Source organism: Diaphorobacter oryzae DSM 22780 (genome assembly GCF_059568935.1).
Window position 1 is genome coordinate 82,654 of record NZ_JCANUL010000004.1, and the last position, 13,356, is coordinate 96,009.

Consider the following 13,356-nt stretch of genomic DNA (forward strand, 5'->3'; position numbering starts at 1 on the left):
CGGCGGGGCGGCGCGGCCAGCGCTCAGGCCACGGCCGCCGACTGGTGCAGCGCGGCCACCTGATCCGGGCCGTAGCCCAGGCCGCTCAGCAGCTCCCGCGTGTGCTGACCCAGTCGGGGCGGATCAAGGCGCACGCCCAGGCGCTCGCCCGCCAGGCGCAGCGGCATGAGCGTGGTGCGCGCCGTCTGGCCAGCGCGCTCTCCGTCGGGCAGCGTGATCTCGGCCAGGCCGCCCGTGGCGGCAAGGTGCGGATCGTCGAACAGCTGCTCGGGCCGCGCGATGGGCGCGAACGGCAGGCCGTGGCGCTCGAAGACGGCCGCCAGCTCCTCGGCGCTGTGCGCGGCCAGGCGCCGGCGCAGCTCGGGCAGCAGCGTGGACCGGGCGCGCACGCGGTCGTTGTTCGTGGCGTGCCGCGGGTCGGCCTGCAGGTCGCCGTAGCCCATGGCGCCGCAGAAGGTCTGCCACTGTGCGTCGCTCACCACGGCCAGGAAGATCTGGCCGCCGTCCCGCACGCTGAACACGTCGTACACGGCCCAGGACGAAATGCGGTCGGGCATGGGCGCGGCGGGCTGGCCCGTCACGGCGTACTGCATCATGTGCTGGCCGACCAGGAACACGTTGTTCTCGAACAGGGCCGAATCCACCTCTTGCCCCCTGCCCGTCTGCGCGCGCTGCATCAGGGCCGCCATGGCGCCAATGGCGCCGAACATGCCGCCCATGATGTCGTTCACGCTGGCGCCCGCGCGCAGCGGGTCGCCGGGGCGGCCCGTCATGTAGGCCAGGCCGCCCATCATCTGCACCACCTCGTCGAGCGCCGTGCGGTGCTCGTACGGGCCGGGCAGAAAGCCCGTGTGGTTCACGTAGATCAGGCGCTCGTTCAGGCGCGAGAGCGCGGAATAATGAAGGCCGTACTTGGCCATCACGCCGGGCTTGAAGTTCTGCGCCACCACGTCGGCGGATGACGCCAGGCGGATCGCCACCTCCAGCCCCTCGGGACTGCGCAGGTCGATGGCGATGCTCTTCTTGTTGCGGTTGAACATGGGGAAGAAGCCCGCGCCCGCGCCCAGCAGGTGGCGCGTGCGGTCGCCATCGACGGGCTCGACCTTGATGACCTCGGCCCCCAGGTCGGCCAGCACCATGCCGCAGGTGGGGCCCATGACCATGTGGGTGAACTCCACCACGCGGATGCCGGCAAGCGGCAGGGCGGGGGTAGCGGTTGCGTTGGATTCCATGGTGCGCGAGGGTACCCGAAGCCGCGGGGGGCGCGGCGGCCGGCCTGGCTCATGATTGCTTCATTTTTGATAGCTGCCAGCGCTTACCAGGAAAGCGAAAGAGACCAAAAACATCTCAAATCCTGCGCCGCGACCGACAGCGTGGAAGCAGGCTGCACACCGCCGGGTGCATGCGCGTGGGTGCAGTGCGCTCCTGCTTCAGGAGCGCCGGCCCCGTGCCAGCCGCAGGTGCCGCAGCGCAAGCCCCCCCAGGCCGGCCGCCAGCAGCAGCAAGGCCCCATCCTGAAGGCTGGGGATGGCGGAGGGCATGGCCGGCGTCACTACTGGCGCGGGGGCGGGTGCGATAAACAGCCCCAGCGCCCAGGGAGACACTCCCACAGCCACGGTGGCGGTGATGGTGTGGGTGGCCAGGTCGATCACCGCGACATTGTGGGCGCTGCTGTTGACCACATAGGCGCGGGTGCCGGCCTGGTTGAAGGCCACGCCTGTGGGGCCGTCACCTACGGGGAGGGTGTCTGTCACGGTGTGGGTGGTCAGATCGATCACCGAGACACTGTCGGAGAGATTGTTGGTCACGTAGGCGCGGGTGCCCGCCGGGTTCACCGCCACGCCATAGGGCTTGGCGCCTACGGGCACGGTGGCGATCACGGTGTTGGTGGCCAGGTCGATCACCGAGACAGTGTCGGCGTTCACGTTAGTCACATAGGCGCGGGTACCGGCCGGGTTCAGCGCCACGCCCAAGGGGTTGGTGCCCACCGGCACGGTGGCGATGACGAGGTTGGTGGCCAGGTCGATCACCGAGACAGTGTCGGCGTTCACGTTAGTCACATAGGCGCGGGTACCGGCCGGGTTCAGCGCCACGCCCAAGGGGTTGGTGCCCACCGGCACGGTGGCGATGACGAGGTTGGTGGCCAGGTCGATCACCGAGACAGTGTCGGCGTTCACGTTAGTCACATAGGCGCGGGTACCGGCCGGGTTCAGCGCCACGCCCAAGGGGTTGGTGCCCACCGGCACGGTGGCGATGACGAGGTTGGTGGCCAGGTCGACCACCGAGACAGTGTCGGAGTCGAAGTTGGCCACATAGGCGCGGGTGCCGGCCGGGTTCACCGCCACGCCACGGGGAGAGCCACCCACGGGCACGGTGGCGGTGACAGTGTTGGTGGCCAGGTCGATCACCGAGACCGTGTTGGAGCTCAGGTTGGTCACATAGGCGCGGGTGCTGGCCGGGTTCAGCGCCACGCCAAATGGGTGGGTGCCCACGGGCACGGTGGCGGTGACAGTGTTGGCGACCAGGTCGATCACAGAGACAGTGGCAGAGGTGTAGTTGGCCACATAGGCGCGGGTGCCGGCCGGGTTCACCGCCACGCCGTACGGGGTGCTTACGGGTACGGTGGCGGTGACGGTGTTGGTGGCTAGGTCGAGCACCGAGACATCGCTGGAGCCGACGCCGGAAATGTAAGCAAATGGCGCCGCCTGGGCGAGGCCGGCCAGGGCGCAGGCCGCGAGCAACAGCAGGTGGCGAGCGGTGCGTGGCAAGAGAGATAAAAATGGCACGAGAGGGTCTCCAGATAGGGCGAGTGGGCGTGTTGAGGAGGGGTGCCGATGACGCGTCATACCGTGTGTCCACCGGCCCTGGCGTATCCGCGACAACGGGCCTTGGTGCGCATGGTCAGTACACGCCAACAGCGCCAGGCAGGCGGCCGGCCGCGGCGGCAGGAGGCGTGGGCGCCGGGGGACGCGGGGTGTGTCACGCCGGCCTCCTGAGGCGCGGCACCAGCAGACCCAGCAGCGCGGACAGCAGCAGCAGACCCCAGGCGGAGAGCGTGGGAATGGCCTGCGCGCCGCCAGGGCCGGCCGCCAGCGCCGTAGGGCCGGAGGGGTCGGCGATCACGCCGTTGGGCGTCCAATCGTTGTCGCCCTGCGCGCCGTCGGTGAGGGTGAAGCGCACCGTGCGGCCGCTGATGGCCAGGCCCGCGGGCACGAAGTAGCTGGGCTGGGTGTCGGTGCGGGCGGCCAGGCCGTGCTTGGTGTAGCCGGCCACGGGCTCGGGCCAGGTGACTTCCATGGCGACGGCGGTGGTGCAGTCCACGAGCCCGATGCGCAGCAGGCCCTGGGGCAGCGTGCGGCCCGGCGGCAACGCGGCGGGCGCGGCCTCGAAGCCGGTGGCGCCCAGGTCGAAGCGGCAGCGGCCACCGCCGCCGGTGAAGGTGGCGCTGCCGGTGCCGCCCGCGCCGCTGGCGGGCACGGTGGTGCCCTCGAAGTACGCCGCGCAGCTCACACGCACGCTGTTCACGCTGGCGCCCACGTTGCTGCCGCTGGCGTTGGCGATGGTGCAGCGCTGGCCGCTGGGCTGGGTGGCGATGGTCACGTGGTAGCTGCCGCCGTCGGCCACGGTCTGGGCGAAGGTGAAGGGGCCGTTGGTGGGCACGGGCAGGTTTTCGCCGCCGTTGCGCAGCACGAGGTTGCTGACCGTCAGGCCCGTGACGCCGCCGCCCAGGGTGTGGGCGGGCGGCGGCGCGAAGGTGGCGGTGACGGTACAGGCGCTGGTGATGAGCCCGGTGGCGTAGGCGTTGGCGCCCACGCCCGTGGCCATGCCGTTGCAGCCGCTGATGCTTTGCGTGACTTGGCCGGCCGGGGGCGTGGCGGTGCACTGCGAGGTGCCGCCGTAGGCGACGGTGGCAGGCATGCAGACCAGGTTGCCGGGTGGGCTGACGGTGATGGCGTGGGTACTCGCCGCGCAGGCCACCTGCACGTGGGTGACGTTGGCGCTGGCGGTGCCGCTGCCGCTGGTCACGGCGCAGGTCTGGCCCTGCGGCTGCGTGAACACGGTGACGCTGTAGGCGCCGCCCTGCGCGACGGAGGTGGCGAAGGTGAAGCTGCCGTTGGCGGACACCGGCAGGTTGTCGCCGCCGTTGCTCTGCAGCACCAGGCCGGCGTCGGATAGGCCCGCCACGGTACCGCCGATGGTGTAGGCAGGCGGGGGCACGTCCAGGGGCGCCACGGTGGCGGTGATGGCGCCGCCACCGCCCGCCGCGCTGGTGAACTGGTAGCGCAGCGTGTCGCCGCCGATGCTGCCTTGCTGCTGCCAGCCGGGGCCGTTCTGCACCCAGGCTTGCTTGCCGGCCAGCGCGCCTGCGGGGTAGGTGATGTCGAGCTGCACCGTCTGCCCTTCGCAGCCGCTGAGGTTCAGTTGCAGCGCGCCCAGCGGCGCGGTGCTGCCCGTGGGGGCGCCCGCGCCGGTCAGCGCGGCGGTGTCGGGCGTTTGCACGGCGGGCAGGCCGCCGACGGTGCAGCCTGCGGGCAGGCCGCTGCCGCTGGAGAAAGCGGGCATGGGTGAGGCGGAGCTGACCAGCGTGGCCGCGCCGCCGCCGGGAAGGCCGACGGTGGAAATTTGCACCAAGGCGTGGTCGTTCAGGCTCACGCCATGGCCGGCGAAACCCCATTGGAGGTCGTCTGCCACCCGCATGCCCAGCACATAGGCCGTGCCGTTCTGGTAGTCCGCCACGGTGCAACTGCGAATGTCGTTGGTGCCGGGGGTGGGATTGGTGCAGATGGCGCCCAGCGGCGCGCCGCCCATGGGCAAGGGAAACAGGTTGAAGTAGTAGTACCCGATGGGCAGCACGGTGTCGGGCGGTGTCCAGCCGATGGTGACGTTGCCCGCGCCGTCGGGCGTGGCGGTGATGTCGGTGGGGGGCGGCATGTAAGGCACGAAAGTGGCCGTCAGCGTGCGCAGGCCTTGCACGTTGCCCATGGTGCAACGGTCGTTGTTGGGGCTGAGCGCGTCGCCGGGCTGATTGCAGCCGCCAATGCCCTGCGTGTGGTGGAAGGTGTAGCCAGGGTTGGGAAATGCCGTGCAGGAGGCCGTGCCGCCGGGCTCGGCGCCGCTGGGGCAGCTCAGCACGCCGCCCGAGCCGTCGGCGGGCGTGACGGTGGCGGTGATGGGGTGTTCGTTGGCGGCGGGCACGCCCACCCAGACCTTCTGCACGGACAGCCAGAAGCCGTCGGTGTCGGTGTTGCGAAAGGCGATGTGGCCGGTTTTGCCGGCCAGCGCGGCCAGGTCGATCTCGCGCGTGGCCAGCATGCTGCCGCGCTCGTCGGTGAGCACACTCAACAGCACGGCGGCGTCGGCATCGGCCAGCATGGCGGTGGGGCTGGTGGCCACGCTGCTCCAGCGCACCTCGTAGCGGTCCACGCCATGGGTGACGAAGCGCAGCTTCGCGCCTGCGGGCACGGTGATGGCGGGCGTGGCCAGCCAGCGGTCGGCGGCCTGCCCGGGGGAGCTCAGCCACGCGCTGGAGATGGGCGCGCAGCTCTCGGCGTTCACAGGCCAGGCGGGCGACTGCTGATAGCCCATGGGCCAGTTGGCCCAGCCGGGGTTGCCCGCAGGCCAGGGCCAGGCGGGGATGCCCATGACGGGTTCCGTGGCGTTGCCGTCGGCGTTGAACTGCGTCCAGCCGGTGGGCAGTGCCGGGCAGGGCTGGGGGCTGGCGGTGTCCGGGATGCCGAACGATTCGTCGAGCACCACGGTCTGGGCCAGCCCCGCGGCGGGCAGCGCCAGGCAGGCGGCGAAGAGCATGGGAAGAATGGTTTGCTTCATTTTTAATAGCTGCTTGCGTTTGTTGGATAAGGGCTGAAGGCCAAAAACACGTCAACCCCTGCGACGCAGCGCGAGCAAGCCCATCAGAGCGCCCAGCAACACCAGCGCCCAATCCGACAGCGTGGGAATGGCCTGCGCGCCGCCCGCGCCGGGGCCTGGCCCAGGGCCCGGACCGGCCGTGGCCCGGCAAGCCACCTGCACGCTGCCCACGTTCGCCGCGTTGACGGTGCCGCTGCCGCCCGCCACCGTGCAGGTCTGGCCTGTGGGCTGGGTGTGCACGGTGACGGCGTAGCTGCCGCCCTGCGCGACGGGCGTGGCGAAGGTGAATGGGCCGTTGGCGGCCACGGGCAGGTCGCCGCCGCCGTTGTTGCGCAGCACCAGGCCGGTGCCGGTGAGGCCGCTGACGCTGCCGCCGATGGTGTAGGTGGCGCTGGGGTCGGGCGCGAAGCTGGCCGTCACGCTGCGGGCGCGGTCCAGGGTGACGGTGCAGGTGGGCGTGGCGCCCGTGCAGTCGCCGCCCCAGCCGCTGAGGCGTTGCCCCGCGCCGGGTACGGCGGTGAGGGTGACCTGGGCGGGCGCAGCGCCTTCGGCGTTGGCATAGCTGGCGCTGCACGCGCCGCCCGCCGGGCCGCACGGGCCCAGGCCGCCGCTGCTGGCCGAGACGCTGCCCGCGCCGCTCACGCTGGCGGTGAGCAGCGCGTCGGCGCGGCGCTCCACCGCGCCCATGTCGCAGGCGGTGGCGCCCGCTGTGCCTTGCGGGCGGGCCACGCCGCGCTGGTCGGCGGGCAGGGTGCAGGCCACGGTGTCCAGCAGCGGGCTGTTGGCGGCGGGCAGGTGGCTGTAGGGGATGGGAAAGTCCGTCATGCCGTTGGCGCCGAGCGCGCCCAGTGCGGGGTCGGCGTCCAGCACCAGGCCGTTGCAGGCGACGGTGGCGGTGCCGCCCGGGAAGGGGGCCACGTTGCCGCCCACGCAGCCGTCCTGGATCAGGCTGTCGGTGATAGTGGTGGAGCCTGTGAAAAAGGTGATGGCCTGGGAGCGCGTGGCCGAGCTGCCCCACAGCACGGAGTTGCGCACCCCCACCACGCCGCCCTGGGTGAACAGCGCGTTGCCGTTGCCACCGGCCATGTTGCCCATGAAGGTGACGTGCGCCACGTCCACGCGGGCATCCCCGTCCACCCTCACGATGGCGATGGCGCCGCCGGGCCTGCCAGCGGAGGACTGGTTGGTGGCGAAGGTGGCGTTGCGCACCTGCATGTGGCTGGTGCCGCCGCCCTCCGTCAGGCTGTGGATGGCGCCGCCGGACACACCCGCGCCGTTGCCTGTGAAAACGGCCTGCTCGATCACCGGGCTGCTGACGCCGCCGCTGCCCTTGGCGAGGTTGTACATGGCGCCGCCGCTGCCGTTGTAGGCGTCGTTGCCATCCATATAGACATTGCGCAGCACGGGGCTGCTGGTGCCGCCCTCGCCCCGGTTGTAGATGGCCCCGCCGTGGCCCTCGGCGTGGTTGTTGCTGATGAGGACATTCGTCAGCACCGGGCTGCTGACGCCGCCGCCGCTGGCGTCGTTGAACAGGGCCCCGCCATCGCCGTCGGCCCACGAGGCGCCGATGTGCACCCTGTTCAGCCAGGGGCTGCACACGCTGCCCGCGCCCGCGCCGTTGCAGTACAGCGCGCCGCCGTTGGCCCCAGGCCCGGCCGCCGCGCCCTGCAGCAGATACACGCCGTCGATCAGCGTGTCGTCGAGCGGGGTGCCCAGGCTGCCGTCCAGGTACAGCACGCGGCTGTTGTTGTTGGCGTCCAGCACCGTCAGGCCGGGAGACACGGACTGGGGCCGCTCGGCCAACGTGGCCTCGGTGCCGATGAAACCGCCGTAGAGCTTGACGTTGCGCTCGATGACGAAGCCCTGCGCGCCGGACGGCACGTAGGGGGTGCCAGCGGACTGCTTCAGCCAGACCTCGCTGCAACTGGGGTCGGCCAGCGCAACGTCCAGGCTGGCGGCCTGCGCCCAGCTGGTGCCGTTGCCGCTGCCGGTGGGGCTGACGCGGCAGGCGCGCGGCGTGGGGGCGGGGTCGCTGGCGTTGAGGGTGAAGCCGGTGGAGGTCTCTTGCACCTGCGTAGCCTCGGTGCCGCCGTTGGCGGCGTTGGCTGCCGTGCCGGTGGTGCTGCCGCTGCGCAGGGTGAGTGTGGCCGTGGTGGGGGGGGCGCCCTCGGCCACCGGGGCTTGCAGGCGCACGGTGATCTGGTCGCCGCTTTTGACGATGGCCTCGCGCACCCAGGGGCCGCTGCCGACGCGGATGCGCCCGTTGCCACTGAGGCGCGCGCCGCCCCAGGCCGTGCCCGCGCCCGTCTGGCTGGCCAGCGGCCCCACCGTGAACTCGCGCACCGTGCCCGCCGGTACGCCGGTGGCGGTGTTCAGGAAGGTGAAGTTGGCAAACGGCTGGCCGCCGCGCACCAGGCGTGCTTCTCCGCCGCTGTTGGTGGAGAGCCACGTGCCGACCTGCGGCTGCTGGCCGAACAAGGTCTGCCAGGCGCTGCCCTGGTTGCCCGGCCGGGGCGATGCCGTCCAGAGCGACCCGTTCAGCCCCCCCTGTCCATGCACGGTGGGCAGCACTTCCGTATTGAGGCGGAAGTCAGGGTCAGGGCAGCCCGCTGCCAGCGCGCTGTTCTCCAGCTTGTAGGGCAGCCGCCAGGCGCCGGTGTGCAGGCGGTCTTCCACAAGGGCCGCGCTGACGCCCCAGTCCGCCTGCCCGGCGAACGGCGCGGGCAGCCAGTCGTTGATCCAGTCCGTCCAGGGCTTTTGCTGATCGGCCAGCGTGCTGCCCTCGATGGCGCGCGACCAGACCAGCCCACTGTCCCAGTGCATCGCGCTGGCGCGGCCCTCGGCCTGGCCCAGGATGTAGTCGCTGGTGGCGTTGGGGCTGGCGCAGGTCTGGGCCAGCGCCACGGCGGGCAGCGCCAGGCAGGCGGCGAGCAGCGGGGAAAGAATGGATTGCTTCATTTTTTATAGCTTGTTGCGCTTATTGGGTAAGGGGTAAAGACCAAAAACACTTCAAACCCTGCGACGCAGCGCGAGCAGGCCGAGCAGTGCGCCCAGCAACGTCAGCGCGCCGGAGCCCAGCGTGGGCACGGGCTGCGCACCGGCGGGGCCGGGGCCCGCAGTAGGGGCAAAACGGGCCGACACGCTGCGCGCCCCGTCGATCGCCACGGTGCAGGTGGCGCCCGTGCCGGTGCAGGCGCCGCCCCAGCCCGCAAAGGCCTGGCCCGTGCCGGGCGTGGCGGCCAGGGTGAGGTGCAGCGGCGCGCCCTCGCCCGGGTAGGTGAAGGCGCAGGTGATGGCGGCGGTGGCCGCGCAGTTGGTCAGGCCGCCCGCCACGGCGCCGTGGCCGGTGATGTCGATGGTCAGCGGGTGGTTGCCCAGGCGCCGCTCCACCGCGCCGATGTCGCACCGGCCGCCTTGCGGGCGGGCGGCGCCGCGCTGGTCGGTGGTGGCACCGGTGACGGCGCAGTCCACCGCGTCGATGGCGCTGCCCGTGGCGCCGGGCATGCGGGTGGGCGTGGGGCCGCCGTTGTCTTGCAGCGGGCCGAGCTGCGGGTCCAAGTCCAGGTTGCCCGTGCCGGCGAAGCCGCCCTCCACGATGCTGTGGCTGACGGTGGTGCTGGCGTCGAAGATGTCGTTGATCTGCGGTCCCGTGGTGGTGTTGCCCCAGAAGATGCTGGCCGTGACCTGGGGTGCGCTGGTGCCGCCACCGCCGCCGACGTTGTAGAGCGCGCCGCCTTCCGACGCGGTATTGCCGCTGAACGTGCTGTGTGCGATGACCGGGCTGCTGGTACCCATGTGGATACCGTCGTTGTAGATGGCGCCGCCGACGTAGGTGGCGTGGTTGTCGTGAAAGCTGCTGTGCGTGATGGTGGGGCTGGCGCTGGCGCTGGCGCCTGCGGCCCAGTTGTAGATGGCGCCGCCGTGTAAGCCCGCGCGGTTGCGGCCGAAGGTGCTGTAGCTGATGTGGGGGCTGCTCATGCCGCGGTTGTAGAGGGCGCCGCCGCTGCCAGCGGCGAGGTTGTCCCAGAAGACGACGCGCGTGATGCGCGGGCTGCAGGGGCCGTGGCACAGCACGCCGCCGCCGTGGTCGAAGGCACTGCCGTTGGCGATGCTCAGCCCATCGATCACCGTGCTGGCGGTGATGGGGCCGCCGGGCGTGGTGCCGTCCAGGTACAGCACGCGGCGCACGCCCTGGCCGTCAAGCACGGTGGCGCGGGCGTTCACGGGCGTGGGCCGCTCGGCCAGCGCGCCTTCGGTGCCCGCGAAGCCGCCGTAGAGCGCCAGGTCGCGCTCGATGCGAAAGCCCTCGGCATCCGCCGCCTGGCTGTAGCTGCCTTGCGCGAGCCAGATTTCGGTGCAGGCGGCATCCGCCAGCGCGGCGGCCAGCGGCGCGGCCTGCGCCCAGGTGCTGCCGTCGCCCGCGCCCGTGGGGCTGGCGCGGCAGATGGCGGCCTGAGCGCTGGCGCTGGCCAAGGACAGCAGCAGCGCGGCGGCGAACAGAAGGCGGTGGTGGGCGGGTGGAGTCATTTTTTGATAGCTGCTTGCGCTTTCTGGACAAGGCGCAGAGTCCAAAAAACACCTTGAAACGCATAGCAAGGTCTTGATGCACTCCAAGGCTACGCAGCGCGCCACGGCCCGTCTGTCCCCCTTTCGGGCGACATGGCAGGCGCTCGGGCTGTGGCAGCATCGCCCCATGCACGCCAGCCCCGCCCCTCTGCCAGACACCATCCGCGTGGGCGTGGTGGAGGACGACGGCGCCTGCCGCACGGCGCTGGCGCATGCGCTGCAGGCCGCGCCCGACATGCGCGTGCAGTGGCTGGCCAGCAGCCGCGCCGAGGCGCTGGAGCGGATGGACCAGGATCTGCCGCTGGACGTGCTGCTGCTCGACCTGGGCCTGCCCGACGGCAGCGGGCTGGACTTGCTGGCCGCGCTGCGCCGGCGCTGGCCGCGGGCGGCGGCGATGGTGAGCACCATCTTTGGCGACGAATCGCATGTGCTGGGCGCCATCGAGGCCGGGGCCATGGGCTACCTGCTCAAAGACCTGCCGCCGCAGGCGGTGGTGGACGAGGTGCGCAGCCTGCACGCGGGCGGCAGCCCCATCAACCCGCTGGTGGCGCGCAAGCTGCTGCTGCGCCAGCGCCAGGACGCCGTGCCGTCCATGCCGGCCCCATCGGCCCCGCCCACCGCCGCCACGCCGGACACGGCCCCGTCAGCGCGCGAGGCCGAACTGCTGCGCATGGTGGCGCGCGGCCACACGCTGGACGAGGTGGCGCGGGCCATGGGCGTATCGCGCCACACGGTGCGCACCTTCGTGCGGCGCGTCTACGCCAAGCTGCAGGTGACGACCCGGGCCGAGGCCGTCTCCGCAGCGCTGCGCCAGGGCTGGCTGGAGTGACCGAGAAACACAAGCCCAACCGGCCCCTGGCGCTGATAAAAAAAGCGCTGATAGCTCTTTTATTGATAGCAATCAACACGTTTGCACAGGCCGAGCCCGCGCACCTGCTGCAGGCGCAGCTGTGGCACTCGCCCAGCACCGACTGGGCGCCGCCGCCCTCGCTGCAGGCAGCGGACGACGCGGTGCAGGCCCCCGGCACGCCCTGGCAGACGGTGGCGCTGCCGCATGCCCTGCCCCGCTCGCTGCGGTTGCTGGAGCCGGCGCTGGCCAGCAACCTGCCCGTGGTGCAGTGGTACCGCCTGCAGTTGCCCGCCGACGCGCTGGCCGCCACGGCGCAGGGCGCGCGCCTGTATATCCCGCGCTGGCAGACGATAGGCACGCTGGCGGTGTACGTGCAGGGGCGCCTGGCCTGGCAGTCGCGCGGCGACCGGGTGTGGAACAGCTTCAACCACCCGGTGTGGATCGACCTGGGCGGGCTGGCCGCGCCGGGCGAGGCCGCGCAGGTGCACCTGCGCATGGCCAGCCAGCCGGGCGTGGGCGGCGCGCTGTCGTCGCTGTGGGCCGGACCGGCGGCCGAACTGCTCACGCCCTGGCGCTGGCGCACGTTCTGGCAGACGGGGCTGGTGTCGTACTGGCGCGCAGCCTTCCTGCTGATGAGCCTGTTCGCGCTGGCGCTGTGGTTCAAGTACCGGCGCAGCCACCACAGCGAGGTGCGGGGCGAGGTGCGGCTGTTCCTGCTGTTCTTTGCCATGTCGGCCTGCCAGTCGGTGGCGGCCCTGCCCTACCTGGTGGACAGCGAGGGGCTGAACATGGACTTCGCCTGGTTCTCCTGGATCGCCATGGCGGCGCTGCTGGCGGCGCTGGGCTGCATGTTCCACTTCCTGTGCCTGGCGCAGGGCCAGCGCTGGCCACGCCTGGGCCGGGCGCTGCCGCTGTACCTGGCGGCGGCGGCGCTCATCGCGCTGCCGCCCTGGTGGCCGGCCTACATGGCGGCGCTGCCGCTGCTGCGCCTGCTGATGGCGCCGCCCACGCTGCTGCTGCTGGCCGCCGCGGCCGTGGGCGCCTGGCGCCTGCGCAGCGCCAGCAGCCGGCTGCTGGCCGCCTGGGGCGCGATGGTGCCGTTCATCGGCCTGCACGACATGGCCATGCAGAACTACTGGGGCGACATCGAGGGCATCTACCTCACGCCCTACGTGAGCGTGGGCCTGTTCACCCTGTTCCTGGTGATCGTCTTCACCCGCTACAGCCACGCGCAGGACCAGGCCGCCCGCGCCCGCGCCACCCTGGCCGAGCGCCTGGCCGCGCAGGAGCGCGCGCTGGGCCTGGCCCACGAGCGCCTGCGCGCCGCCGAGCGCGAGCAGACGCTGATGCACGAGCGCCAGCGCCTCATGCGCGAGATGCACGACGGCGTGGGCTCGTCCCTGATGAGCGCGCTGCGCCTGGTGCAGCATGGCCGGGCCCAGGTGGACGTGGCCCAGGTGCTCAAGGAGTGCATCGACGACCTGAAGATCTCCATCGACTCGCTCGAACCCGTGGACGCCGACCTGCTGGCGCTGCTGGCGGGCCTGCGCTTTCGGCTGGAGCAGCGCCTGGGCGAGGCCGGCATCACCCTGCACTGGCGCACCAGCGACGTGCCGCCCCTGCCCTGGCTCGACGCGCAGAGCGCCCTGCATGTGCTGCGCATCCTGCAGGAGGTGCTGACCAACATCGTCAAGCACAGCGGCGCGACCGAGATCACCATCGCCACCGCCGAAACGCCCCACGGCGAAACGCCCGGCGTGCAGGTGCGCGTGGACGACAACGGCCGTCCCTTCGCCCCGCCCGCCCCCGACGCCCTGCCCCCCGGCCGCCGGGGCCTGGGCAACGTGCGCAGCCGCGCGCTGGCCCTGGGCGCGCACTGCGGCTGGACGCCGCAGCCGCACGGCACGGCCTTCGCCCTGTGGCTGCCGCTGCAGCGCGCGCCGGCCCGTGGCTCGCCGGCAACATCCTGACGCGCCTTTGTGCAGCTGAATGCCTGCGCTTTGGCGCTTCTGAGCTATTAAACTTGTAGCAAAATAGTTTCCCGGCTATATTCCGGGCATTCCAGGGCCGGC

General features: G+C 71.7%; 7 protein-coding genes. 2 read left to right on the forward strand and 5 right to left on the reverse strand.

The features are described 5' to 3' along the window. Positions 1-23: 23 nt before the first annotated feature. The 5 genes from BP68_RS08245 to BP68_RS08265 form a co-directional block, all read right to left on the reverse strand. Entirely contained in the window at positions 24-1,232 is a 1,209-nt protein-coding gene (locus BP68_RS08245) for a CaiB/BaiF CoA transferase family protein (protein WP_496370533.1), read from the reverse strand. Positions 1,233-1,430: 198 nt separating this feature from the next. Continuing rightward, positions 1,431-2,786, reverse strand: a complete 1,356-nt coding sequence (locus BP68_RS08250) for a YVTN family beta-propeller repeat protein (RefSeq protein ID WP_496370535.1) — start codon at positions 2,784-2,786, stop codon at positions 1,431-1,433. Between the two features lie 193 nt (positions 2,787-2,979). Then, positions 2,980-5,829, reverse strand: a complete 2,850-nt coding sequence (locus BP68_RS08255) for an IPTL-CTERM sorting domain-containing protein (RefSeq protein ID WP_496370537.1) — start codon at positions 5,827-5,829, stop codon at positions 2,980-2,982. 51 nt (positions 5,830-5,880) lie between these two features. Then, positions 5,881-8,826 (reverse strand): IPTL-CTERM sorting domain-containing protein, encoded by a 2,946-nt coding sequence (locus BP68_RS08260; protein ID WP_496370539.1) that lies wholly within the window; start codon positions 8,824-8,826, stop codon positions 5,881-5,883. A gap of 51 nt (positions 8,827-8,877) precedes the next feature. After that, positions 8,878-10,395 carry a choice-of-anchor Q domain-containing protein gene (locus BP68_RS08265; protein WP_496370541.1) on the reverse strand — a complete coding sequence of 506 codons (1,518 nt, stop codon included), beginning with the start codon at positions 10,393-10,395 and terminating at the stop codon, positions 8,878-8,880. 166 nt (positions 10,396-10,561) lie between these two features. On the opposite strand from BP68_RS08265, the gene BP68_RS08270 reads away from it, so the two are divergent. Beyond that, entirely contained in the window at positions 10,562-11,263 is a 702-nt protein-coding gene (locus tag BP68_RS08270) for a response regulator transcription factor (protein WP_496371071.1), read from the forward strand. After that, positions 11,260-13,254 (forward strand): sensor histidine kinase, encoded by a 1,995-nt coding sequence (locus BP68_RS08275; protein ID WP_496370543.1) that lies wholly within the window; start codon positions 11,260-11,262, stop codon positions 13,252-13,254. The genes BP68_RS08270 and BP68_RS08275 overlap by 4 nt, the downstream gene beginning before the upstream one ends. The last annotated feature ends 102 nt before the right edge of the window (positions 13,255-13,356 follow it).